This is a genomic window from Pseudomonas sp. CM27 (assembly GCF_013179515.1).
Classification (GTDB): Bacteria; Pseudomonadota; Gammaproteobacteria; order Pseudomonadales; family Pseudomonadaceae; genus Aquipseudomonas.
In genome coordinates this window covers 1-23,289 of the sequence record NZ_JABMCN010000072.1, presented here as the reverse complement: position 1 = coordinate 23,289, position 23,289 = coordinate 1, and the positions used below count along the sequence as shown (strand labels likewise).

Genomic DNA, 23,289 nt, shown 5'->3' with positions numbered 1-23,289 from the left:
GGCCTGCAATTCGTCGTTCAGGTGCGCGGCGGAGATCAGCGGGCAGGTTTCGGACATGCCATACGCCGCAGTCAGCTGAATGCCGCGCGCCAGGGCAGCCTGGTACAGCGAGCGGTTCAGCGCGCTGCCGCCGATGATGATCTTCCAGCCGGCAAAGTCCTGGCCCTGCGCGTTCGGGCAGTTGAGCAGCATCTGCAGGATGGTCGGCACGCAATGGGAAAAGGTGACTTTTTCTTCCCGCCACAGCTTGACCAGCATGTCCGGCTCGTAGCGCCCCGGGTACACCTGCTTCATGCCGAGCATGGTGGCAGCGTAGGGAATGCCCCAGGCATGCACATGGAACATCGGAGTAATCGGCATGTACACATCGTTGCTGCCCAGCAGGCGCACGCTGTCGATGCTGCCGGTTACCGAGGCTTCGGCCAGGGTGTGTAGCACCAGTTGCCGGTGGGTGAAGTACACGCCCTTGGGGTTACCGGTCGTGCCTGTGGTGTAGAAGGTGGTGGCCACCGAATTTTCATCGAAATCCGGGAAATCGTAATGCGGGCTGGCGGCAGCCAGCAGTTGCTCGTACTCGCCAACCAGGTTGGGCAGTTCGGCAGTCTTGTCCGCGCCATCGGTCAGCAGCAGGGTCTTGTCAACGGTGGTCAACTGCCCGGCAATGGCCTGGTAGAGGCCGACAAAGTCGCTGTTGACCAGCACCACGCGGTCTTCGGCGTGGTTCATGGTGTAGAGGATCTGCTCGGGCGACAGGCGCACGTTGATGGTATGCACCACCGCACCGATCATCGGGATGGCGAACATGCACTCCAGGTAGCGGTGGCTGTCCCAGTCCATCACCGCCACGGTGTCACCGGCCTTTACGCCGGCTTCGGTGAGCACATTGGCCAGCCGCGCGATGCGCTCGTTGAGCTGTGGATAAGTCAGCCGCAACTGATCGCGATAGACGATTTCGCGGGTCTTCTCGTAGCGGCTGCCGGACATCAGCAGGCGCTTGATCAGCAACGGGTAGGCGTAGGCGCCTTCGGCGGGTTTGATGATGCGGGTCTGCAACATGGGTATCCCTTTTCTGAAAAGCGGGCCGGACAAGTCTGGCAACTACTGTAGTTCGCCAATGTGACGGCTAAATCAGTCGAAGGAATGATTTGCCTGACAAAGGTATGAGTGGGGGGCGTTGACGGGTGACAAGGTTGAGCTAGACACTGCGCCGGCAGCTTCAGGTTATCTGGTGGAGCTGAGGGCCTCTTCGCCGCGAATGGCCATAACCCAATCACCCGTCCTGCCACCGGAGAACTCCATGCCCAGCCCGCGTCGCGCCGTGTTTCTCGATCACCAGTCCCTGGACCTTGGCGACCTCGACCTATCGCCACTGAAGCAGCAGTTCGATGAATTCGAGCTGTTCGACGCCACCCGCCCGGAGCAAGTGGCAGAACGCCTGCAAGGGGCCGTGGCGGTGATCAGCAACAAGGTCATGCTCGACGCTGCTGCACTGGCCGCCAACCCGCAGCTCAAGCTGATTCTGGTGGCCGCCACCGGCACCAACAATGTCGACATGGCGGCGGCGCGGGCCCAGGGCATCACCGTGTGCAACTGCCAGGGCTACGGCACACCGTCGGTAGCCCAGCACACCCTCGCCCTGCTGCTGGCCCTGGCCACCCGGCTGTGCGACTACAACCAGGCGGTAGCCGAGGGCCAGTGGGCCAAGGCCAGCCAGTTCTGCCTGCTGGACTTCCCCATCGTCGAACTGGAAGGCAAAACCCTCGGCCTGCTCGGCCATGGCGAGCTGGGCGGCGCGGTCGCGCGCCTGGCCGAAGCGTTCGGCATGCGCGTGCTCAGCGGGCAGATTCCCGGCCGCCCGGAACGCGCCGACCGCCTGCCGCTGGACGAACTGCTGCCACAAGTCGATGCCCTGACCCTGCACTGCCCGCTGAACGAGCACACCCGGCACATGCTCGGCGCCCGCGAACTGGTCATGCTCAAGCCCGGTGCGCTGGTGGTCAACACCGCCCGTGGCGGCCTGATCGACGAACAGGCGCTGGCCGACGCCCTGCGCGGCGGCCACCTCGGCGGCGCCGCCACCGACGTGCTGAGCGTGGAGCCGCCGGTCAACGGCAATCCGCTGCTCGAAGCCGGTATTCCGCGGCTGATCATCACCCCACACAGCGCCTGGGGCGCAGTGGAGTCACGCCAGCGCATCGTCGGCCAGCTCAGCGAAAACGTGCAGGCCTTCTTCGCCGGGCAGCCCCGCCGCGTGGTCAGCTGAGCCCGGCGCTCGCCTCTGCTACACTGCGCCACTTTTTCCGGGAGAGGTCGTCCATGGACCCGCGCAGTGAAGTGTTGCTCCGCCAGGCAGAGCTGTTCCAGGGGCCGCTGCTGATCGCCGGCGCCCCCGCCGACGACCTGCTCGGCCAGTTGCCGCAGGCCCAGGCCTGGACCTGGCATGCCGGCGACCAGGCCATGCTCGACAGCCGCTTCGCCGGCCGCAGCCACTATGCGGTGGAGCCGCCTGAAGTCGCGTTCGACAGCGCCGTGCTGTTCCTGCCCAAGTCCCGCGAGCTTGCCGCCTACCTGCTCAATGCCCTGGCCTCGCGCCTGGCGGGCCGGGTGCTGTACCTGGTCGGCGAGAAACGTGGCGGCATCGAAGGCGCGGCCAGGCAGCTGCAGGCCTTTGGCAAGCCACGCAAGCTCGACAGCGCCCGGCACTGCCAGTTGTGGCAAGTGACCATCGACAATGCACCGCAGGCAAAACCGCTGGAAAGCCTGGCCGAACGCTTCGAGCTGGCCCTGGAGGACGGCCCGTTGCAGGTCGTCAGCCTGCCGGGCGTGTTCAGCCATGGCCGCCTCGATCGCGGTACGGCCTTGCTGCTCAAGCACCTGGATGGCCTGCCCAACGGCCATGTGCTGGACTTTGGCTGCGGTGCCGGAATACTGGGCGCCACGGTCAAGCGCCGCTACCCGCAAAGCCGGGTGACCCTGCTGGACGTGGATGCCTTCGCAGTCGCCGCCAGCCGCCTGACCTTGGCCGCCAACGGCCTGGAGGGTGATGTGATCAGCGGTGACGGCATCGATGCGGCACCCACCGACCTCAGCCTGATCCTGAGCAACCCGCCGTTCCACACCGGGGTGCACACCCATTATCAGGCATCGGAAAACTTGCTGAAAAAATCGGCCGTTCATCTGCGAAAAGGTGGCGAAATGCGCCTTGTGGCCAACAGCTTCCTGCGCTACAAACCGTTGATCGAAGGCGCCTTGGGCAACTGCCAGGTACGTGACGAGGCCGACGGCTTCCGCATCTACCGGGCAACATCCGGATAAAAACAGCGCTTGCCGAAAGCGTTTCGGCTAGGCAGAATCCGCACCGTCCTAGGGGAGTAGTCTCCCGCGAGCACCCAGCTCGCCCGGTACGCGTCAACATACTTGGTCCACAGACCATGGCGCGTGCGACCCACCATGCCAGCCTGCATGGAAGATCCGCAAAGACGGATCCAGGGTTTGACAAGACCTATGACACGCACACCTTACCCGGGGCGGGGAGGCTGTACGTGTCATAGCCGTGTCGACCCGCCCCCGTAGGAACCCTGATGCTGGAATCTCTGTTGGTCCCCACCGCTATCGTTGCCCTCGCCGAAATCGGCGACAAGACGCAACTGCTCGCGCTCATTCTTGCCGCCCGCTTTCGCAAGCCCTGGCCGATCATCGCCGGCATCATCGCCGCTACCCTGGCCAACCATGCCGCAGCCGGTGCCGTGGGTGCGTGGGTGGGTGGTTTTTTCAGCGATTCGGCGTTGCACTGGATCCTGGCCGCAAGCTTCACCGCCACAGCGCTGTGGACATTGGTGCCGGACAAGATGGACGACGACGAAAACCCCGCACGCCGCTTCGGGCCGTTCCTGACCACACTGATCGCGTTCTTCCTGGCGGAAATCGGTGACAAGACCCAGGTTGCCACGGTGATGCTGGCCGCGCAGTACCCGCACCTGATCATGGTCATCATCGGTACCACCCTGGGCATGCTGATTGCCAACGTGCCGGTGGTACTGGCGGGTAACTTCGCGGCAGACAAACTGCCGCTGACGCTGATCCGTCGCCTGGCGGCCACGGCGTTCATCGTGCTGGCTATCGTGGCCGTGTACTCGGCGATGAAGGCCAGTGGCTGGATAGGCTGACCAGTAAAGCGGGGGCGCTTTGCGCCCCAATCGCCGGCAAGCCAGCTCCCACCTTGACCGCACCGGCTTCAAGCCATGTGCAGTACCTGTGGGAGCTGGCTTGCCGGCGATCGGGCTGCCTCGCGGCCTTACTGCTTGGCCGCCGCCTGATACAGCGGCATCACCTTCGGAATCGCCGCCTGCAGCGAGGCAATGCGGCTTTCGGATGCAGGGTGAGTACTCATGAACTCCGGCGGCGCACCTTCGGAAGCCTTGCTCATCTTGTTCCACAAGGTGATCGCGGCATTGGGGTCGTAACCGGCACGCGCCGACAACTCCAGGCCGATCAGGTCGGCTTCGTTTTCGTTCGACCGGCTGTTGGGCAGGGTCATCGCGTAGTTCACCACGGTATCAGCCATGGCCATGCTGCCCTGGCCGAGGCCAAAGATGGCGCCGGCACCCTGGCGGGCCATTTCCACGCCATAGGCCTTGGACATCGCTTCGCGGCTGTGCTCACGCAGGGCGTGGGCAATCTCGTGGCCCACCACCGCAGCAATCTCGGCGTCGGTGAGCTTGAGCTGGTCGATCAGACCGGTGTAGACGATGATCTTGCCGCCCGGGCCGCAGTTGGCGTTGAGCTCGTCGCTCTTGATCACGTTGACTTCCCAGTTCCATTGCGCGGCATCCGGGCGGAACTTGGGCGCCTGGGCGATCAGCCGGTTGGCGATCACCTGCACCCGCTTGGCATCGGCGCTGGATTTGTCGAGCACACCCTTGCTAGAAGCTTCACCCAGGGTCTGCTGGTACGACTGGGCGTACATCTGGTTGACCTCATCGGTCGACAGCATGCTGAACATGTACTGCTGGCGCTCGACGCCGACAGCACCGCCGCTGGTGGTATTCACCGCCTGGCAGCCCGCTAGCAGGATGCCAGCACTCAACAGGCTGACGACAAAAGACTTACGCATGAAAACACTCCCTTTTTACATGCGCCGTATCCTAGGCCGAGTCGCCTGTGGGCCGCCATAGCCGCAGGGAAGATTTTCGTCGCCTGCACTGGCTTCTTCGCGGGTGAACCCGTCGCCATCAGGCCGGGGTCAGGCACTCCGGCGCATCCAGCTTGGGGTCATTGACGAAGTTGGCCAGGGCCCGCTCGCGCAGCTGTGCCGGCGGGGCGGCCAGCAACTCCTGCAAACGCGCCAACGGCGTACCCGGGTCCAGCCAGGCCGCCTGCCCTGCCTCATCAAGGATCAACGGCCGGCGCTGGCTCATGGCCGCCTGGGTTACTACTGCGCAACTGAGCCACACCTGGTCCTGCACCGGATACGCCTCCCACACGGCGGCGAAGTACAGTGACGCGCCCTCCCCAGGGGTCAGCCAGTAAGGGCGTTTGCGCACCTCGCCACGCCATTCGTAAAAGCCGTTGGCCGGCATCAGGCAGCGGCGCTGGCGAAATGCTTCGCGAAACATTGGCTGCTCGGCCAGGGTTTCGGCGCGGGCATGGGCCGGGGTACGTGACAAGTCGGTGAGCCAGGCCGGGGTCAACCCCCAGCGGGCGCTGGTTAACTGCTGCTGGCCGTCTAACTGGCGCTGGATCAGCACCGAGGCGCCGGGCGAAATGTTCCATTGGGCCGGCTGGCCCACGGGAAAGCCCGGCAGACTGGCGAGAGCCTGGGGCCAGCGAAACAGGGCGTAACGTCCACACATGAGCGAATTCAGAACCTAGCAGATCAAGGTACCGGGAAGACTCTCCGGCTCGTCGCCGGCAAGCGGCTGGGCACCATTGTACGCATCGATCAACTGCCGTGCGTATTCGGCCTGCTCGTCCGGCACGGCAAGCCCGAGCAAACCTTGCAGCGGCAGCTCGCCGACGCCGCCAACCAGGTCACGCCCCGCCAGGTGCACATCGATGCCCTCGCTGGCCAGCATGCCTGCCAGCATTTCGGCTTCCAGCAGGTTTTCCGGTTCGTAGATGCGCCGCATCATTCATTCTCACCGTACACATCCAGCATCCACTCCTCACCATGAACCTGCAGCACGAAGCGAATAGGCTTACAGCACACCTGGCAATCCTCTATGTACTCTTGGTCGCCTGCGGACAGGTCCACCGTGGTCTCGACTTGTTCGCCACAATAAGGGCAATCGTAGTTCGCAGTTTCCAGCATCGCGGCCTCCGGGGTGACTTATGCGTATAATTGCCGGTCTGTTACAGGGCCTGTGTGCGTCCGAGCCGTTTTTCGGAGCCCGCCCCTACCTTATTACCCTAGCCGTTTCCAACAAGAGAGCATGATGGGCGAATTCGATGCCATCCGACCGTACGACGACGCTGAGGTCCCTGCCGTGCTGGCACGCCTGCTCAGCGACCCGGCATTCCTCGATATCCTCACCCACTTCCGTTTTCCGCGTGCGGCCGGTGCGCTCGGCTGGTTGCTCAAACCCCTGATTGCCCGCCGCCTGCGCAAGGAATTCGCCGGTGTAACCTGCGTGTCTACCTTGCAGGACAAAGTCGAGTACTACGTCGACCAGACCATCGATCGCGCCACTGACGGCGTCACCTATTCGGGCGTGGAGCAGCTCAAGGCCGGCACCGCGTACCTGTTCCTGGCCAACCACCGCGACATCGTGATGGACCCGGCTTTCGTCAACTACGCGGTTTACCACGCGGGCTTGCCGACCCCACGCATCGCCATCGGCGACAACCTGCTGCAAAAGCCCTTTGTCAGCGACATGATGCGCCTCAACAAGAGCTTCATCGTGCACCGCTCGATCAGTGGCCGCCGCGAGAAGCTGGCCGCTTACCAGCTGCTGTCGGCCTACATCAACCACTCGATCCGCAACGACGCTGCGTCCATCTGGATCGCCCAGGCCGAAGGCCGGGCCAAGGACGGTGACGACCGCACCGATTCGGCGATCCTCAAGATGTTCCACATGAGCCGCAAGGACGAGCCGTTCGGCGCGGTGATCCAGAGCCTCAACCTGACCCCGGTATCGATCAGCTACGAATACGACCCCTGCGACCAGGCCAAGGCCCGCGAGTTGTACATCCGCGCCACCACCGGCACCTACAAGAAGGCGCCGGGCGAGGACGACAACAGCATTGCCAAGGGCATCACCGGCTACAAGGGCCGGGTGCATATCAACTTCGCAGCGCCAGTGACCGAGTATCACGAAGATACCAAGCAACTGGCGGTCGCCATCGATCGGCAAATCCTCGGTGGCTACCGGTTGTTCCCGGTGCATTACCTGGCTTATGCCATGTGGGAAGGCAAGGATGAGGCACTGCAAGTGCCAAGCGCCGAGCAGAAGTTCCCGGCTGAAGAGCTGGCGCGGGCCAAGGAAGAATGGCAGCGTCGCCTGGATGCCTGCCCGGTAGAGCAGCAGCCTTACCTGGTGCTGCAATATGCCACGCCGGTGCGCAACCAGTATCAGGTCAGGCGGCAGGCGCCGGTAGCCTGACCGATTGCCGGGGCTGCTATGCAGCCCCAGGATGTCAGACCCAGGTACTGAGCCAGGACAACAGCAGCGCCATGGCCAGGCAAGCAAACCCGAGAATGTAGAAATACCTGGGCACCCGCAGGCCAAACGCGTCCACAACCCCTTCTTCCAGCGCCAGGCCCTCGCGGGTCTGCGCCTCGCGCCGCCGTGCGCTGTGCAGCAACAACCCGCCAGGGCACGTGAGCAGCAACGCCAGCAGGTTGATCAGCTTGGTGGGATGGGCGGCCAGGAACCCCCAGAACACTTGCAAGGACATCACGCAACCTCGGTGTAAGCGACGGCAAAGCCCGGCATTCTACCCAAGTCGGCCCCTGGCACCTGGCCTGGGCGACAAAGTGTCATTAAATTTCATCTGTCATCCGCTCGTCATCAGAACAGGCCACCCTGTCGGCCTTCCCATGATCCGGAGCTTGTTCATGCTGCACGCCGAAAACCAGGACCGCCTCTACCTCGTGGCTCAGAGCGATGAACAGCAGGCGCTGATCGATGGTTTTGCCATCAATGTGCAGGACCGTCATTGGCTGGTCTACTGTGCACTGGGCGGGCATGTTCATGAAGACTTGCCGGAAGTGGACGCAGGGACTGGCTACAGCTTGCTGGATTTCCACATAGCAGCAGCCTGAAACCGGCACAAACAACAAAAAACCCGCTGTCTGGCACCCAGGCAGCGGGTTTTCTTTTTACCGCTGATGCCTTACTGGCCCAGCACCTGACCGATGGTCGGGTCCTTGAACAGGCGGGTCAGCGCATCGCTCAGCACATCACTCACCAGCTGGGTGTTGGTGTCCTGGTTCGGCGCCATGCCGAAACGCTGGTCCAGCGAAGCACCGTAACGGCCGTTGTAGCTGCGCCCGCCATTGGTCACGTCGGCACGGAAGGTGGCGCCGATGGTGGCCTCGGTGACGTACAGGTTGTCTTTGGGCGACTGGTATTTCAGCTCGGCCAGGGTCACGGTCAGCTGTGGCGCGTTGCCGGCGTTCGGCGTCGGGGTAAAGCCGAGCAGGCGCACGGCGGCTTCAGCCTGGGCCTGCAGCTTGGGCACGATGTCGTTACCGCTGACGCTGATGGTGCTGGTCTCGGGGTACATGCCACCGCGCGTACCCAGCGACTGCGAAGGCCGGCCATCGACCACCCTGACCACCACCGGCTGGCCATGGCCGACCGGCGCCAGCTGGGCGGTGAGCTTGGGTTGCGGGTTGAGTTGTTGCGGGCTGTGGGCACAACCGACCAGGCTGAGGCTGGCCACGGCGATCAAACCGAACAACAGACGTTGCAACATGCGCGTTTCTCCAGAAAATGCGGCAAAGGCCCACAGTATACCCAGCCACGCATCGACCAGTCATCGGTGCGGCCCGCTTGTCACAATCGTTTCATCGCCGCGCCCTTATCCTTGCGCCAAGCCCTAATGCAAAGGACTCGCCGCCATGGCCTCGCTCTGGACCCTGCTCTTCCAACGCCCGCGCCACAATGCCTATGCTCGCCTCGACAGCGAAGGAAAATGCCTGGCCTTCAAGCAATGCAGCCAAGCGCCAAGCGGCAGCGGCTGGGTCCAGGTCGACGAAATCCAGCTGGCCTGGCTGGGCCGCGAACTGCCCGCCAGCGCCCGGGTTTGCACCCGCGCAAGCCGCCGCTGGCACCAGCGCATCCTCGCGGCCTGACAAACGCTGCAATAAAAACCACGAATGGCGACATTTCTGTCCGCGACATCGCTATAATCTCCCCCCGATTATAAGGACGTCTCCTGATCGGGCCCCGCACCGCCGATTGACCCCGGCAACTTCACCGCTTCGCCCACAGAGAGCCTTCCACTCAGGTCTTGCATCGGCTGTCGTGCCTGCTTTTCCGGCCCTTCACACTGCATGAACCTGCGGGTTGCCATCGCGCAGTCCCTTTTTGAGGTTCACGTCTCCAAAAGAGCGTGAAAAAACGGTTTTCACAACTTCACAAGAGTGTGGCGAGCAAATGAACAGTCTGGCATGTGCAAAAGCGGCAGATGTGTCCCGAACAGCCCTGAACAGGCGGCAAATGCGCTCATCCCGTATGAGTGTCTGAACCGTTCCATAACGCACGCACGACACCTTGACCATAAGTCGAATTGCCGCACCTGTGGCAAACGGCGTTCAATAGCTGAACCCGAAGACTGATTGGCGGTGTCCGCGGAAGTTGCAAGAACTGCGAAAAGTCGGACATGGCGACCCTGGCGAACCCAGGTCCTATGCTGTCAATTAGGTAGCTGTAGATTGTGGAGACGCGTTAAATGGCGCAGAACGAATCGGTTGATGTAGTACTGGTAGGCGCGGGCATCATGAGTGCCACCCTGGCCGTACTGCTCAAGGAGCTTGACCCGACCCTGAAGCTTGAGGTCGTCGAGGCGATGGACTCCGGAGCCGCGGAAAGCTCCAACCCCTGGAACAACGCAGGCACCGGCCACGCCGGCCTGTGCGAGCTTAACTACACGCCACAGGCCGCCGATGGCAGCATCGACATCAAAAAGGCCGTGCACATCAACACCCAGTTCGAGGTGTCGCGCCAGTTCTGGGCCTACCTGAGCAAGAAGGGCAACTTCGGCCCGGCGCGTGCCTTCATCAACCCTGTCCCGCACCTGAGCTACGTCGAAGGTGACAAGGGTGTTTCCTTCCTCAAGAAGCGCTTCGAGCTGCTCAAGCAGCACCATGCCTTCGCCGACATGGAATACACCGAAGACAAGGCCGTGATGAGCGACTGGATGCCGCTGATGATGCCGGGCCGCCCGGCCGACCAGCACATCGCCGCAACCCGCGTGCTCAAGGGTACCGACGTCAACTTCGGCGCCCTGACCAACAAGCTGCTCAAGCTGTTGGGCGACGCGCCGGACGCGCAGGTCAAGTACAGCAAGAAAGTCGTTGGCCTGCGCCGTAACGGCAGCGGCTGGACCGTGAGCATCAAGGACGTCAACAGCGGCGGTAGCCGCGAAGTCGACGCCCGCTTCGTCTTCCTCGGCGCAGGCGGCGCTGCCCTGCCGCTGCTGCAGGCGTCCGGCATCCCGGAAAGCAAAGGCTTCGGCGGCTTCCCGGTCAGCGGCCAGTGGCTGCGTTGCGACAACCCGGAAATCGTCAAGCAGCACCAGGCCAAGGTCTACAGCCAGGCCGCAGTCGGCGCCCCGCCGATGTCGGTGCCGCACCTGGACACTCGCGTGGTCGACGGCAAGACATCCCTGCTGTTCGGGCCATACGCCGGCTTCACCACCAAGTTCCTCAAGCACGGTTCGCTGATGGACCTGCCGCTGTCGGTGCGCATGGGCAACATCGGCCCGATGCTGGCCGTGGCCCGCGACAATATGGACCTGACCAAGTACCTGGTCAGCGAAGTGATGCAGTCGATGGAGCAACGCCTGGAGTCCCTGCGTCGCTTCTATCCGCAGGCCAAAGCCGAAGACTGGCGCCTGGAAGTGGCCGGTCAGCGCGTGCAGATCATCAAGAAAGACCCGAAAAAAGGCGGCGTGTTGCAGTTTGGTACCGAGCTGGTTTCGGCCCAGGACGGCAGCCTGGCCGCACTGCTCGGCGCATCGCCAGGTGCTTCGGTCACCGTGTCGATCATGCTGGAACTGATCGAGCGCTGCTTCCCCGAGCAGGCCAAAGGTGCCTGGGCTGCCAAGCTCAAGGAAATCTTCCCGGCCCGCGAGAAGACCCTGGCAACCGACGCTGCCCTGTACCGGAAGATCAGTGCCGACAACGATGTGGCGCTGAACCTCGAAGAAAGCAGCCCGGCGGCCAAGCATTACGCCTGAGCCTGCCAGTAACGAAAAAACGCCCCTCGGGGCGTTTTTTTGTGCCTGATTCTTCATCAACCTGTGCCCGCGAAGAGGCCGGTACAGGTTTACAAATCAGCCCCGGGCGTTATCGATGATCTCGATGTACTCCGGCGCAGTGCGCTGGTCGGCGATCAGCTCGACGAAGGTCTTGCCGTGCTCGTCCTTGCCATCCAGGTCCAGCCCCGCTTCGACGAAGAAGCCGACAAAGCGCTCGAAATCGTCGACGCGCAGTCCGCGGTAGGCCTTGACCAGCTTGTGCAGCGACGGCGAGGTCACGCCATCGGCCGGTTCGAACTGAAGGAACGACTTGATGTAGTCGTCGCTGATTTCGTCGCCGATTACCTGTTTCTTGTCTTTACGCATTGCCGACTCCAACTGGGCCATCACGGAATTTCGAAGGCCGGCAGTTTACCCCCCGCAGGCGGCGCGCCTCAACGCGTACGTACGGTACCGGTGTGCAGGTCGGCCCAGATGTGGCCGTTGGCGTAGGTGAGAAACTGCACATACAGCGTCTCGTTGCGCAGCAGGTCCATGATCACCCGGTAATCGCTGAGCGGGTAGTTCAGGCTCAGGGTGCGGGTCTTGTCGTCGTACACGGGCTTCTTCAGGCTCTTGGCGGCCTCACCGTCGAAGGTCAGCAGCACCTGGGCGATGGTCGCGCCCTTGCTCAGTGGCTTGCCCTTCAGGCGTACCTGCAGCGACGAGGTGATCGGGATAGGTTGCTGGTCGGACTGGCGCTGGGCGCCCACCACAACGGAGTAGTCGGTGACTTGCAGCAGTTGCTGGCCGGTCGGCGCTTCCTGGCGCAGGGACTGGTCGTCAGGTGGCAGGAACTGGCTGTGCAACGGTGCGGCGGCGAGTGGCAGGCTGAACGCCAGCAGGAAGGGAAGAATCGCACGCATGTGAGGCTCCTTGAATGAAGGAGCACTCTAGCATGCCGGGTCTGGCCGTACCGGCGCTATCAATCGAACTGCGCGCGCATCCAGGCCTGGTACTCGGCCACGCCGGCCTCACCTTCACGCGGCGCCCAGTGCGCATGCTCGCCCTCACCTACAGGGCGGTACGGCCCGGCCTTGCACTCGAACAGGATGCTGTCCGGCTCCAGCACCACTAGGCCATGGTAGGTACCGGGCGCCAGGTCCACGCCCAGGCAGTCACCGCCCGCCTGCAGCACCCGCTTGCCGGTGACCGCGCCCTGCTCATCGAAAATCAGCAACCCCAGCCGCCCCTTGAGCACGATCAGGGCCTCGGCCTTGTCGTCGCTCAAGTGGCGATGCGGGGGAATGTAGGTGCTCGGCTGCAGCCCGACGGCCATGCGGTGGCAAGGCTCTTCCATCGCATGGAAGTTATGGTGCTGGCGCCCACGCGGGTTGGCAGCAGCCTTTTCGGCCAGCCCGGCGAACAGCGATTGGTCGATGAACGCAGGCTGGCGCATGCTCACAGCCCCTTGACGGCGAAGATGCCGTTGGCGTTGCGCCAGTAGCCTTTGTAGTCCATGCCGTAGCCGAAAATGTAGCGGTCGATGCAGGGCAGGCCCACGTAGTTGGCCTTCAGGTCCGGGCTGGCCTTGCGGTCGTGGTCCTTGTCGATCAGCACCGCAGTGTGCACCGAGCGCGCGCCGGCATGCTTGCAGAACTCGATGATGGCGCTGAGGGTGTGGCCTTCGTCGAGAATGTCGTCAACGATCAGCACATCACGGTCGATGAACGACACTTCGGGCTTGGCCTTCCAGAACAGCTCACCGCCGCTGGTCTGGTTGCGGTAGCGGGTGGCGTGCAGATACGAGGCTTCCAGCGGGAACTGCAGGTGGGTCAGCAGTTTGCCCGCGAAGATCAGGCCACCGTTCATCACGCAGAACACCACCGGGTTCTTGTCGTGCAGGTCTTTGCAGATCTGCTCGCCGACTTTGGCGATGGCCGCTTCGACTTCGGCTTCGGTGTACAGGCAGTCAGCTTCACGCATGACTTGACGGATATGCTCGAGATCAGCGGACATGGCGCGCTCCGGGGGGCATTTTGGAAAAGCGGGCAAAGGTACGCATCCGCTCGTCACAGATCAAGCCTTTATGGACTAACGTGCAGAATGACCAGACGACAGCACAGGCTGAATAGATTAATCTAGCGCGGTTTTTTTGCCCGCCTTTCGGAGCCCCCCCTATGCCCACTCGTGAGATCCGCCATCCGCTGATCCGCCACAAGCTCGGCCTGATGCGCCGTGCCGACATCAGCACCAAGAATTTTCGCGAACTCGCCCAGGAAGTCGGCGCGCTCCTGACTTACGAAGCCACCCAGGACCTGCCGCTCGAAACCTACGAGATCGACGGCTGGTGTGGCAAGGTGCAAGTGGAAAAAATCGCCGGCAAGAAGATCACTGTAGTACCGATCCTGCGCGCCGGCATCGGCATGCTCGACGGTGTGCTCAGCCTGATCCCGGGCGCCAAGGTCAGCGCCGTCGGCGTCGCCCGCAATGAAGAAACCCTCGAAGCCCACACCTACCTGGAAAAGCTCGCGCCGGACATCAACCAGCGCCTGGCGCTGATCATCGACCCGATGCTGGCCACCGGTGCTTCGATGGTCGCCACCATCGACCTGCTGAAAAAAGCGGGCTGCAAGGAAATCCGCGCCATGGTGCTGGTGGCCGCGCCCGAAGGCATCGAAGCGGTGGAAAAAGCCCACCCGGACGTGCAGATCTACACCGCCTCGATCGACCAGCGCCTGAACGAACACGGCTATATCGTGCCTGGCCTGGGCGATGCCGGTGACAAGATCTTCGGCACCAAGCAAAAGGACGCCTGACCATGCAGGACGGCTTCAACGACCCGCTCTGGCGCCAGGTCGTTTCGGGCGCGCAGATGCTCTTCGTGGCATTCGGCGCGCTGGTGCTGATGCCACTGATCACCGGCCTCGACCCGAACGTCGCGCTGTTCACCGCCGGCATCGGCACGCTGCTGTTCCAGCTGGTCACCGGCCGTCAGGTACCGGTATTCCTGGCTTCGAGCTTTGCCTTCATTACCCCGATCATCCTCGCCAAGGGCCAGTTCGGCCTGGCCGAGACCATGGGCGGCGTGATGGCAGCAGGCTTCGTGTACACCTTCATGGGCATGATGGTGAAAATCAAAGGCACCGGTTTCATCGACCGCATGCTGCCGCCGGTGGTGATTGGCCCGGTGATCATCTCCATCGGCCTGGCCATGGCACCGATCGCCGCCAACATGGCCATGGGCAAAGGCGGTGACGGCGCTGCGCTGATGCCCTACCAGACCGCGATGCTGATCTCCATGCCCGCGCTGCTCACCACCCTTATCGTGGCGGTATTCGGCAAGGGCATCTTCCGCCTGGTGCCGATTATCTCCGGGGTATTGGTGGGCTTTGCCCTGGCATTCGCGTTCGGCGTGGTCGACACCGCCAAGATCGCCGCCGCACCGTGGCTGGAGATCCCCAACTTCACCGCACCGGCATTCAACTGGCAGGCCATCCTGTTCATCGTCCCAGTGGCCCTTGCACCGGCCATCGAGCATATCGGCGGGGTTATCGCGGTCGGTAGTGTGACCGGCCGTGACTACCTGAAAAAGCCCGGCCTGCACCGCACCCTGCTGGGTGACGGCCTGGCCACCACGGCAGCCGGCCTGTTCGGCGGCCCGCCCAACACCACCTACGCCGAAGTGACTGGCGCGGTGATGCTGACCAAGAACTACAACCCGAAGATCATGACCTGGGCGGCGTTCTTTGCCATCACCCTGGCCTTCATCGGCAAGTTCGGCGCGCTGCTGCAGAGCATTCCGGTGCCCGTGATGGGCGGCATCCTGTGCCTGTTGTTCGGCTCGATCGCGGCGGTGGGCATGAACACCATGATCCGCCACAAGATCGACCTGGCCGAAGCGCGCAACCTGGTGATCGTATCGGTAACCCTGGTATTCGGTATCGGCGGCGTACTGATCGGCAGCGGTGACGGCCCGGATGACTGGGGCCTGAAAGGCATCGCCCTGTGTGCCATCGTGGCCATCGCCCTGAACCTGATCTTGCCGGGCAATGATGGCTGGAAGCACAAGAAGCTGGATGATCAACAGCCTTGATCCCGCTTCAGGCTGATCTGGCCCGAACGCCGGCAAGCCAGCTCCCACAGGTACCCTACAGTTTTCAAGAACTGTGAGCACATTGCGGGAGCTGGCTTGCCGGCGATAGGGCCGGTACAGGCAACCTGTAAATCAGGCCTTTTCGCACATATCAGCCAACACCCTCACCCATTCCGGGTGATCGTTCAGGCACGGCACCAGCACCAGCTCCCGCCCGCCGGCCTCGATAAATTGCTCGCTGCCGCGCATGCCAATTTCTTCCAGCGTTTCGATGCAGTCCGCGACGAACGCCGGGCACATCACCAGCAGCTTCTTCACCCCTGCCCTGGCCAGCTCGTCCAGCCGCGCCTCGGTGTAGGGCTCGATCCATTTGGCCCGCCCCAGGCGCGACTGGAACGACACCGACCACTTGCCATCGGGTATGCCCATTTTCTGCGCAAAGGCCTTGGCCGTGGCCAGGCACTGCCCGCGGTAGCACACCGCGCGCATCTCGGCGCTGGCGTCCTTGCAGCAATCGGCTGCCTGGAAGTCATGCTTGCCAGTGGGATCCAGCTTCTTCAGGTGGCGCTCCGGCAAACCGTGGAAGCTCAACAGCAGATGATCGTAATCCTGCTCCAGGTACGGCCTGGCGCTGGCAACCAGTGCCTCGATGTAATCCGGATGCTCATAAAACGGCTGCAGCACGCGCATCTGCAGCGGCAATTGGCGCTGGCTGACCGTCTGTTTTGCCAGCTCGACCACAGTGGTCACCGTACTGTCGGCGAACTGTGGATAAAGTGGCGCCAACGTCACCTTGCGCACACCTTGGGCTGCCAGGCGCTCCAGCACATCGGGCAAGGCCGGCTGGCCGTAGCGCATGGCAATTTCCACCGGGCCATGGGGCCAGTGCGCCACCATCGCCGCCTGCAGGCGACGGGTCAGCTCAACCAGTGGCGAGCCCTCCTCCCACCAGATCGAGGCGTAGGCGTGCGCCGACTGCTCCGGGCGCTTGACCAGGATCAGCGACACCAGCAAGCGTCGCACCGGCCACGGCAAGTCGATCACATACGGGTCCATGAGGAACTGGTTGAGATAGCGGCGCACATCGGCCACCGAAGTGGAAGCCGGGGAACCCAGGTTGACCAGTAGCAAGGCGTGATCGGTCATGCAGCGTCCTATGTCAGAGGCGGCTGGACAAGTTGTCCAGGGCCGATTGCAGATCGTTGAAGCGGAAGGTGAAACCTGCGCCCAGCAAACGGGCCGGGCGCGCCCGCTGGCCGCCGAGCAGCAGGATGGACAGCTCGCCCAGGCCGGCCTTGAGCAACAGTGCCGGTACCGGCAGCAGTGCCGGACGGTGCAGGGTACGGCCCAGGCGCTTGGCAAACTCGCGGTTGCGTACCGGCTCCGGAGCGCAGGCATTATAAGGACCGCTGGCATCCTTGTGCTGCAAGAGAAAATCGATCAGGGCCACCTGGTCGTCGATATGAACCCAGGGCATCCACTGCCGCCCGTCCCCCAACGGCCCGCCCAGCCCCAGCTTGAAGGGCAGGCGCAGGCGCGACAAAAAGCCGCCATCGCTGGCCAGTACCAGCCCGGTACGCACCAGTACCACGCGAATGCCCTGGGCTTGGGAACGCTGGGCCGTTTCTTCCCAAGCGATGCACAGCTGACTGGCGAAGTCTTCACGCACCGGCGATGAGGCCTCGGTAAGCTCGCGCTCGCCGCCGTCACCGTACCAGCCCACCGCCGAACCGGAAATCAGCACTTCCGGGCGCTGCTCCCGGGTGCCCAGCCAAGCCTGCAACTGCTCGGTGAGGGTGATGCGGCTGGCCCACAGCAGGTTGCGCCGCGCAGCTGTCCAGTGCCGGTCGGCAATGGGTGCACCGGCCAGGTTGACCACTGCATCCAGGTGGTCGTCCGCCTCCAGCTGCTCCAGGCGGGCAATACCACGTACGCCAGTGCCGCAGATTTTCGCTACCTGCTCCGGTCGCCGGCTCCACACCGTCAGGCGATGGCCCTGGCCGAGCCAGTACTGACAAAGGTGCTTGCCGATCAATCCAGTACCGCCTGTCAGCAATATATGCATGGCTGTGTCCTCGCAGAATGCAGCGGTGGTCTATTTTTAACATCAAGGCACTTTTTTGACCCGACGCTCTCGGATAAACATAGGCCAACCTGCCCGCCAAGCGGAATAACCTTATACAAAAGTTGTGCATTGTACAGGTTTGCCTGACAGCGTAGTCTGCTCACAGCAAGGTTTGAAGAGGCCATCATGACAGTACCTATTGCCATCATCGGAGCCGGTATCGCCGGCTTGTCAGCTGCCCAGGCCTTGCAAAAGGCCGGGCAATCCGTGCACTTGTTCGACAAAGGCCACGGCAGTGGCGGGCGCATGGCCAGCAAGCGCAGCGAAGCCGGCGCCCTCGACCTCGGCGCCCAGTACTTCACCGCCCGTGACCGGCGCTTTGTCGAGCAGGTGCAGCAATGGGTTGCAGCTGGCTGGGCCGAACAGTGGAAGCCGCAGCTGTACAACTACCACAACGGCATACTCAGCCCCTCCCCCGACGAACAGACCCGCTGGGTAGGCGTGCCCCGCATGAGCGCGATTACCCGCGGCCTGCTCAAGGACGTCACGGTCAACTTCGGCTGCCGCATCGCCGAGGTATTCCGCGGCAAGCAGTACTGGCACCTGCAGGACACCGAAGGCTGCAGCCACGGCCCCTACAGCCGCGTGGTGATCGCGGTACCGGCGCCGCAGGCCACGCCACTGCTGGCGGCTACCCCGAAACTGGCCGCCGTGGCCGCCGGGGTACAAATGGAGCCTACCTGGGCCGTTGCACTGGGCTTCCAGGCTACGCTGGACACGCCGATGCAAGGTTGCTTCGTACAGGACAGCCCGCTCGACTGGCTGGCCCGCAACCGCAGCAAACCGGGGCGTGACGAGCAGCTCGATACCTGGGTGCTGCATGCCACGTCGGACTGGAGCCGCCAGCACATCGACCTGGCCAAGGAAGAGGTGATCGAGCAACTGTGGGGCGAATTCGCCGAACTGGTCGGCTGCGTAGTACCGGCCCCCACCTTCGCCCTGGCCCATCGCTGGCTGTACGCCCGCCCTACCAGCAACCATGAATGGGGCGCGCTGGCCGACGCCGACCAGGGCCTGTACGCCTGTGGCGACTGGTGCCTGTCGGGGCGTGTCGAAGGCGCCTGGCTCAGCGGCCAGGAAGCGGCGCGCCGACTGCTCGAACACCTCGAGTGACAGTGCCAGGCAAAAAACTGGTTTGCATAACGTCAGGGCTGTGCTGGAATAAACCTGTACAAAGCTTTACCCATGTACAGGTTTACTGGAGGCAGCCATGCACGACCCATCCGCTCACAGCAAGCCGCGCATCGCCATTAGCGCCTGCCTGACCGGGCACAGTGTGCGCTATAACGGCGGTCACAAGTCCTCCGACCTGTGCCGCACCCAGCTGGAAGCGCACTTCGACTGGTTACCGGTATGCCCGGAAGTGGCCATCGGCCTCAGCGTCCCCCGAGACCCCATCCGCCTGGTCGGCAACCCCGAGCAGCCGAAAGTGCTGGGCACCCGAAACCCAGACCTGGACGTGACCGGCCCGCTGCGCAGTTATGGCGAACAGATGGCCGCCCAAATGGACGACATCTGCGGCTACATCTTCATGCAGAAGTCGCCGTCCTGCGGCCTGGAGCGGGTCAAGGTGTACCAGGCCGACGGCCACCCTGCCTTCAACGCCGGCCGTGGGGTCTACGCCCAGGCGTTTTGTGCGCTGCGGCCCGATCTGCCCGTGGAAGAGGAAGGGCGCCTGCATGACCCGGTGCTGCGGGAGAACTTCATCAGCCGCGTGTACGCCTACGCCGACTGGCAACGCCTGTTGGTCGCTGGCCTGAGCCGAGGTGCCTTGGTGCGCTTCCACTCGCGTTACAAGTACCTGCTGATGGCCAACAATCCCCAGGCCTATCGCACCCTCGGGCGCCTGCTCGGCAGCATGAGCAAGGACGATGACCCACAGCGCATCGGCCCGCACTACTTCAGCCAGCTGATGCACGCCCTGCGCCGCTGTGCCAGCCGCGGCACCCACTGCAACGTGCTGCAGCACCTGAGTGGTTACTTCAAGCATGCCCTGACCCAGGAGGACAAGGTCGAGTTGGAGACCATCATCGCTCAATACCAGCAGGGTGTTGTGCCATTGGTGGTGCCGCTGACGCTGCTCAAGCACCATTTGCGCAAACACCCCGACCCGTACCTGCAGCAACAGGCCTACCTGCAGCCGCACCCGGAAAGCCTGGGTTTGCGCAATGCCGTCTGAAACCCTGCTACCCATCGGCGAACTGGCCCGGCGCACCGGCGTAAACCCGGTCACCCTGCGTGCCTGGGAGCGTCGCTACGGCCTGCTCAAGCCCCAGCGCACCGCCAAGGGACACCGCCTGTATTCGCTCGACCAGGTCGAGCGGGTCGAAGCAGTCCTGGCCTGGCTGCAACGCGGCGCCTCGGTAGGCCAGGTCCGTGAATTGCTCGACAAACCGACCACCACGCCGCCGAAAGGTGACTGGCAGGCCAGGCAAGCCCAACTGATCGAAGCCATCGCCAACCTGTCGCAACGCGCCCTCGACCAACAGCTCAACCAGGCAATGGCCCTTTACCCAGCGGTCACCCTGTGTGAGCAATTGCTGTTGCCGCTGCTCGACCAGCTCGATTTGCGCTGGCGCACCTACTTCAATGCGCGGCTTGAACAGGTGTTTTTCCACAGCTGGCTGCGCAGCAAGCTCGGCGCCCGCGTCTATCACGACAACCAGCTGCTGCAAGGCCCGGCCGTATTGCTGATCGAGGACAGCGAGCGCGCCTTCAGCCCTGGTTTGTGGCTTTGCGCCTGGCTGCTTACCAGCAACGGCATGCCGGTCGAGGTGCTCGAACAACCGCTGGCCGCGGCACAACTGCAAAGTGCGGTCAGCGCGCTGAGGCCTTGGGCGATGCTCATTCACCTGGGGCCACGCATCGACGACAGGGCTTTGTTGCGCACCCTGCAAGGCTTACCAGGCACCAAGCTGCTGGGCGGCGCCACGCTGGCGCTGCATGAAGCCCGCTTGAAAGCTTGCGGGCTGCCAGATCTTTTCCTTTTCGATACCCCGCAGGCGGCATTGCGCTTGCTTCAAGCACAACACCGCCAGCCTGTAGAGATGACAACACCATGCACCTGACCTGGCTGCGCAGCGACCTGCGCGTCGATGACAACACCGCGCTCAGCGCTGCCGCTGAACGCGGCCCGACCATCGCCCTGTGGCTGGTCAGCCCCGGGCAATGGCAGGCCCACGACGATGCGGCCTGCAAGGTCGACTTCTGGCTGCGCAACCTGCGTGAGCTGCGCCAGTCGCTGGAGCAGCTGAACATCCCCCTGCTGATTCGCAAGATCGATACCTGGGAGCAGGCACCGCAAGCCGTGCTGGAGGTATGTCGCCAACACCAGGTCGCCAGCGTGCACTGGAACGAGGAGTACGGCATAAACGAACAGCAGCGCGACGACGCCACGCGGGCGCTGCTGGAACAATCGTCGATCCAGGCCCACAGTCACCTTGACCAGTTGTTGTTCCGCCCGGGGACCATCCTCACCCGCAGTGGCGGTTATTTTCAGGTGTTCAGCCAGTTCAAGAAAACCTGCCTCGAACACCTGCACCGCAGCCTGCCTGCACTGGCCCCACGGGTGAAGCGTCAGGCGCCGCTGCAGATCCATAGCGACCCTATCCCGCAACAGGTGGACGGTTTCCAACACCCTGCACGCGCCCTGCGTGAACACTGGCCGGCGGGTGAGGCCGAGGCGCAGGGGCGGCTGTCTCGCTTCCTTGACGAAACCATCGACGACTATCAGCATCTGCGGGACCTGCCGGCCAGGCCCGGCACCAGCCAGCTTTCGGCCTACCTGGCCGCCGGTGTCATCTCGCCGCGGCAATGCCTGCACGGTGCCCTGGCCAGCAACCGGGGCGAGTTCGACAGCGGTAGCAGCGGCGTGCAGACCTGGATCAACGAACTGCTGTGGCGCGAGTTCTACAAACACATCCTGACCGGTTATCCGCAGGTGTCGCGCCACCGTGCGTTTCGCGTTCACACCGAAGCCCTGCCCTGGCGCGATGCCCCGGCCGACCTCGAGGCCTGGGAACAGGGTCGCACCGGCTTCCCGATCATCGACGCGGCCATGCGCCAGCTGCTGCATACCGGCTGGATGCACAACCGCTTGCGCATGGTCGTGGCCATGTTCCTCAGCAAGAACCTGCTGATCGACTGGCGCAAGGGCGAGCGGCATTTCATGCGCCACCTGATAGACGGCGACCTTGCCGCCAATAACGGCGGCTGGCAGTGGAGCGCGTCTACCGGCACCGACGCAGTGCCCTATTTCCGCATATTCAACCCGGTTTCACAGTCGCAACGCTTCGACCCACAGGGGCGTTTCATTCGTAAATGGGTACCTGAACTGGAGGCGCTGGATGAAAAAGCCATTCATTTACCTGTGAAGTCGGCCGATCTTTTTGCTAATAATTTGTATCACAGCCCAATAGTCGAACTCAGTAGCAGTCGCTTGCGTGCACTGGAGGCTTTCAAGAGCCTGCCACGCCAGCAGCATTAGGGGAAAAACGTCTTGACTAACTCACGCAGTTTTTGGGTTACGGGCGCAAGCAATGGACTTGGCTTGGCTTTGGTGGAACGGATGCTGGAACAGGGGCATCGCGTTGCCGCAAGTGGCAAGGATGAAGAGGCACTCATGACCTTGGGCGCTCGCTATGGCAGCCAGCTATTGCGCTTGCCTTGGCAGCTGCATGACGAAAAACAAGCGGCCAGCGCCGGCCAGCAGATAGGCCATGCCTGGTGCTCGCTGGATGGCCTGATCCTCAATGCCGGAACCACTGACTATCTGTCGGATGATCTGGCGGACAGCGAGCTGATCGAGGCGATCGTCACCAGCAACCAGCTAGCGGGGGAGCACTGCCTGGCCAGTGCATTGCCTTTGCTGGCCAAGGGTCACTCGCCGCAGGTGATGGCGGTGTTCAACCGTTATTCGGCGCTGCAGCTGTATGCCCCAACCCAGGTGACAGCGGGCTGGAACAACATGCCGCAGTGGATGCGCGAGCAGCGTCAGGCGCTGAGGGATCATGGGATCGGGTTGACAGTAGTGGGGCCGCAGTCGTTGAAAACACCGGTTACGCCGGCACCTGCGATACCAGAGGAATGGACACCGCACAGTGCGGCAGATGTTCTGCTGCAGCGCTGGCCGCAGGCTGAACCAGAGCTGGTGCTGGAAACCCTGGACCTTACTAGCTTGTGGCCCCTTTCGCGCCGATAGCGGAAATAGGCGTCGTCTCCTTCGCGGGCAAGCCCGCGAAGGAGACGATACGGGAGAAATCAGAGCGCCATGCGGTAATGCAGGCTGTAGCTCTCCACCCCATCGTTAGGTTCTTTGATACCCGCGTTGGAATAGTGAATCGCCCGAACCCCGATCTCGTGCCCCCCGGCAAAGCGCAAACCAAAGCCGATGCGGTCTTCGAACTGGAACGACGAGCCCAGCTCGTTGCTTTCCAGCTCGGTACTGGAGAACGCCGCAACACCGATCCCTGCCTCGATATAGGGCTTCACCGATTCCCCGGCAAACTCGTAGACGAACACCGGTGCGAACGACAGGCTGTGGTTGCTCGCCGTCTCGTCGCCATCCCAATAGGTGTACGCGCCATCCCAGTAGCCGGTCAGCCGACCGACGCTGGTCTGCCACCAGCTGGCATCCCAGTTCGATTGCAGCCCCAGCCGGTAA

The 23,289-nt window shown here is 63.1% G+C and carries 28 protein-coding genes and 1 riboswitch; of the genes, 14 read left to right on the top strand and 14 right to left on the bottom strand.

Annotated features, from left to right (window positions below):
• Positions 1–1,056 (bottom strand): AMP-binding protein (locus HP547_RS11550; RefSeq protein ID WP_172286342.1); only part of this gene is annotated, 1,056 nt, incomplete at its 3' end.
• Positions 1,057–1,297: 241 nt separating this feature from the next.
• Here HP547_RS11550 and HP547_RS11545 point away from each other — a divergent pair.
• The 3 genes from HP547_RS11545 to HP547_RS11535 all read left to right on the top strand — a co-directional run bounded on the left by HP547_RS11545 (position 1,298) and on the right by HP547_RS11535 (position 4,166).
• Complete coding sequence (locus HP547_RS11545) at positions 1,298–2,263, top strand: 2-hydroxyacid dehydrogenase (protein ID WP_172286341.1); 966 nt, start codon at positions 1,298–1,300, stop codon at positions 2,261–2,263.
• Between the two features lie 53 nt (positions 2,264–2,316).
• On the top strand, positions 2,317–3,315 hold the full coding sequence (locus HP547_RS11540; RefSeq protein WP_172286340.1) for a class I SAM-dependent methyltransferase: 999 nt from the start codon (positions 2,317–2,319) through the stop codon (positions 3,313–3,315).
• Positions 3,316–3,354: 39 nt separating this feature from the next.
• Positions 3,355–3,493, top strand: a riboswitch (yybP-ykoY riboswitch).
• A gap of 91 nt (positions 3,494–3,584) precedes the next feature.
• Positions 3,585–4,166: a TMEM165/GDT1 family protein gene (locus tag HP547_RS11535; RefSeq protein ID WP_172220033.1), complete on the top strand. Its 582-nt coding sequence runs from the start codon at positions 3,585–3,587 to the stop codon at positions 4,164–4,166.
• 128 nt (positions 4,167–4,294) lie between these two features.
• Here HP547_RS11535 and HP547_RS11530 read toward each other — a convergent pair whose 3' ends face one another.
• The 4 genes from HP547_RS11530 to HP547_RS11515 form a co-directional block, all read right to left on the bottom strand.
• On the bottom strand, positions 4,295–5,113 hold the full coding sequence (locus HP547_RS11530; RefSeq protein ID WP_172219970.1) for a M48 family metallopeptidase: 819 nt from the start codon (positions 5,111–5,113) through the stop codon (positions 4,295–4,297).
• A 118-nt stretch (positions 5,114–5,231) separates the two neighbouring features.
• Entirely contained in the window at positions 5,232–5,852 is a 621-nt protein-coding gene (locus tag HP547_RS11525; protein ID WP_172219967.1) for an SOS response-associated peptidase, read from the bottom strand.
• Positions 5,853–5,867: 15 nt separating this feature from the next.
• The gene (locus HP547_RS11520; protein WP_172220030.1) at positions 5,868–6,128 is read right to left on the bottom strand and encodes a putative signal transducing protein; all 261 of its coding nucleotides are present in this window, start codon (positions 6,126–6,128) and stop codon (positions 5,868–5,870) included.
• Entirely contained in the window at positions 6,128–6,310 is a 183-nt protein-coding gene (locus tag HP547_RS11515) for a CPXCG motif-containing cysteine-rich protein (RefSeq protein WP_172219964.1), read from the bottom strand. The genes HP547_RS11520 and HP547_RS11515 overlap by 1 nt, the downstream gene beginning before the upstream one ends.
• 124 nt (positions 6,311–6,434) lie before the next feature.
• Here HP547_RS11515 and HP547_RS11510 point away from each other — a divergent pair, with 124 nt between their 5' ends.
• A complete protein-coding gene (locus HP547_RS11510) occupies positions 6,435–7,601 on the top strand; it encodes a 1-acyl-sn-glycerol-3-phosphate acyltransferase (protein ID WP_172286339.1) in 1,167 nt (388 codons plus the stop codon).
• Positions 7,602–7,635: 34 nt separating this feature from the next.
• On the opposite strand, the gene HP547_RS11505 is transcribed toward HP547_RS11510, so the two are convergent.
• Complete coding sequence (locus tag HP547_RS11505; RefSeq protein WP_172219958.1) at positions 7,636–7,896, bottom strand: hypothetical protein; 261 nt, start codon at positions 7,894–7,896, stop codon at positions 7,636–7,638.
• 160 nt (positions 7,897–8,056) lie between these two features.
• On the opposite strand from HP547_RS11505, the gene HP547_RS11500 reads away from it, so the two are divergent.
• Positions 8,057–8,263 (top strand): hypothetical protein, encoded by a 207-nt coding sequence (locus tag HP547_RS11500; RefSeq protein WP_172219955.1) that lies wholly within the window; start codon positions 8,057–8,059, stop codon positions 8,261–8,263.
• Positions 8,264–8,334: 71 nt separating this feature from the next.
• On the opposite strand, the gene HP547_RS11495 is transcribed toward HP547_RS11500, so the two are convergent.
• The gene (locus HP547_RS11495) at positions 8,335–8,919 is read right to left on the bottom strand and encodes a YajG family lipoprotein (RefSeq protein ID WP_172219952.1); all 585 of its coding nucleotides are present in this window, start codon (positions 8,917–8,919) and stop codon (positions 8,335–8,337) included.
• Positions 8,920–9,064: 145 nt separating this feature from the next.
• Here HP547_RS11495 and HP547_RS11490 point away from each other — a divergent pair, with 145 nt between their 5' ends.
• Together HP547_RS11490 and mqo are read left to right on the top strand one after the other, a co-directional pair.
• Complete coding sequence (locus tag HP547_RS11490; RefSeq protein ID WP_172219949.1) at positions 9,065–9,298, top strand: hypothetical protein; 234 nt, start codon at positions 9,065–9,067, stop codon at positions 9,296–9,298.
• A 599-nt stretch (positions 9,299–9,897) separates the two neighbouring features.
• On the top strand, positions 9,898–11,406 hold the full coding sequence (mqo, locus tag HP547_RS11485; protein WP_172219946.1) for a malate dehydrogenase (quinone): 1,509 nt from the start codon (positions 9,898–9,900) through the stop codon (positions 11,404–11,406).
• Between the two features lie 96 nt (positions 11,407–11,502).
• On the opposite strand, the gene HP547_RS11480 is transcribed toward mqo, so the two are convergent.
• The 4 genes from HP547_RS11480 to HP547_RS11465 form a co-directional block, all read right to left on the bottom strand.
• Positions 11,503–11,793 (bottom strand): PA4642 family protein, encoded by a 291-nt coding sequence (locus tag HP547_RS11480; RefSeq protein ID WP_172219943.1) that lies wholly within the window; start codon positions 11,791–11,793, stop codon positions 11,503–11,505.
• 68 nt (positions 11,794–11,861) lie between these two features.
• On the bottom strand, positions 11,862–12,332 hold the full coding sequence (locus HP547_RS11475) for a hypothetical protein (protein WP_172219940.1): 471 nt from the start codon (positions 12,330–12,332) through the stop codon (positions 11,862–11,864).
• 59 nt (positions 12,333–12,391) lie between these two features.
• Positions 12,392–12,865 (bottom strand): WbuC family cupin fold metalloprotein, encoded by a 474-nt coding sequence (locus HP547_RS11470; protein ID WP_172219937.1) that lies wholly within the window; start codon positions 12,863–12,865, stop codon positions 12,392–12,394.
• A 2-nt stretch (positions 12,866–12,867) separates the two neighbouring features.
• Complete coding sequence (locus HP547_RS11465) at positions 12,868–13,425, bottom strand: hypoxanthine-guanine phosphoribosyltransferase (RefSeq protein WP_172219934.1); 558 nt, start codon at positions 13,423–13,425, stop codon at positions 12,868–12,870.
• A gap of 161 nt (positions 13,426–13,586) precedes the next feature.
• On the opposite strand from HP547_RS11465, the gene upp reads away from it, so the two are divergent.
• Positions 13,587–14,225 (top strand): uracil phosphoribosyltransferase, encoded by a 639-nt coding sequence (gene upp, locus HP547_RS11460; RefSeq protein WP_172286338.1) that lies wholly within the window; start codon positions 13,587–13,589, stop codon positions 14,223–14,225.
• Positions 14,226–14,227: 2 nt separating this feature from the next.
• On the top strand, positions 14,228–15,502 hold the full coding sequence (locus HP547_RS11455; protein WP_172229005.1) for a uracil-xanthine permease family protein: 1,275 nt from the start codon (positions 14,228–14,230) through the stop codon (positions 15,500–15,502).
• A gap of 132 nt (positions 15,503–15,634) precedes the next feature.
• Here HP547_RS11455 and hemH read toward each other — a convergent pair whose 3' ends face one another.
• Both hemH and HP547_RS11445 read right to left on the bottom strand, forming a co-directional pair.
• Positions 15,635–16,648, bottom strand: a complete 1,014-nt coding sequence (gene hemH / locus HP547_RS11450; protein WP_172229003.1) for a ferrochelatase — start codon at positions 16,646–16,648, stop codon at positions 15,635–15,637.
• 13 nt (positions 16,649–16,661) lie between these two features.
• On the bottom strand, positions 16,662–17,567 hold the full coding sequence (locus HP547_RS11445) for a TIGR01777 family oxidoreductase (RefSeq protein WP_172286337.1): 906 nt from the start codon (positions 17,565–17,567) through the stop codon (positions 16,662–16,664).
• Positions 17,568–17,753: 186 nt separating this feature from the next.
• Between HP547_RS11445 and HP547_RS11440 the strand changes: the two genes are divergently transcribed.
• From HP547_RS11440 to HP547_RS11420, 5 genes are all read left to right on the top strand, one after another.
• The gene (locus tag HP547_RS11440) at positions 17,754–18,740 is read left to right on the top strand and encodes an NAD(P)/FAD-dependent oxidoreductase (protein WP_172286336.1); all 987 of its coding nucleotides are present in this window, start codon (positions 17,754–17,756) and stop codon (positions 18,738–18,740) included.
• Positions 18,741–18,837: 97 nt separating this feature from the next.
• A complete protein-coding gene (locus tag HP547_RS11435; RefSeq protein WP_172228998.1) occupies positions 18,838–19,806 on the top strand; it encodes a DUF523 and DUF1722 domain-containing protein in 969 nt (322 codons plus the stop codon).
• On the top strand, positions 19,796–20,695 hold the full coding sequence (locus tag HP547_RS11430) for a MerR family transcriptional regulator (protein WP_172228996.1): 900 nt from the start codon (positions 19,796–19,798) through the stop codon (positions 20,693–20,695). Before HP547_RS11435 ends, HP547_RS11430 begins: the two co-directional genes overlap by 11 nt.
• Positions 20,686–22,113: a deoxyribodipyrimidine photo-lyase gene (phrB, locus tag HP547_RS11425; protein WP_172228994.1), complete on the top strand. Its 1,428-nt coding sequence runs from the start codon at positions 20,686–20,688 to the stop codon at positions 22,111–22,113. Before HP547_RS11430 ends, phrB begins: the two co-directional genes overlap by 10 nt.
• 12 nt (positions 22,114–22,125) lie before the next feature.
• Positions 22,126–22,827 carry an SDR family oxidoreductase gene (locus HP547_RS11420; protein ID WP_172286335.1) on the top strand — a complete coding sequence of 234 codons (702 nt, stop codon included), beginning with the start codon at positions 22,126–22,128 and terminating at the stop codon, positions 22,825–22,827.
• Between the two features lie 59 nt (positions 22,828–22,886).
• Here the strand turns inward: HP547_RS11420 and HP547_RS11415 are convergent.
• A partial coding sequence (locus HP547_RS11415; RefSeq protein WP_172286334.1) for an acyloxyacyl hydrolase occupies positions 22,887–23,289 on the bottom strand: 403 nt, incomplete at its 5' end.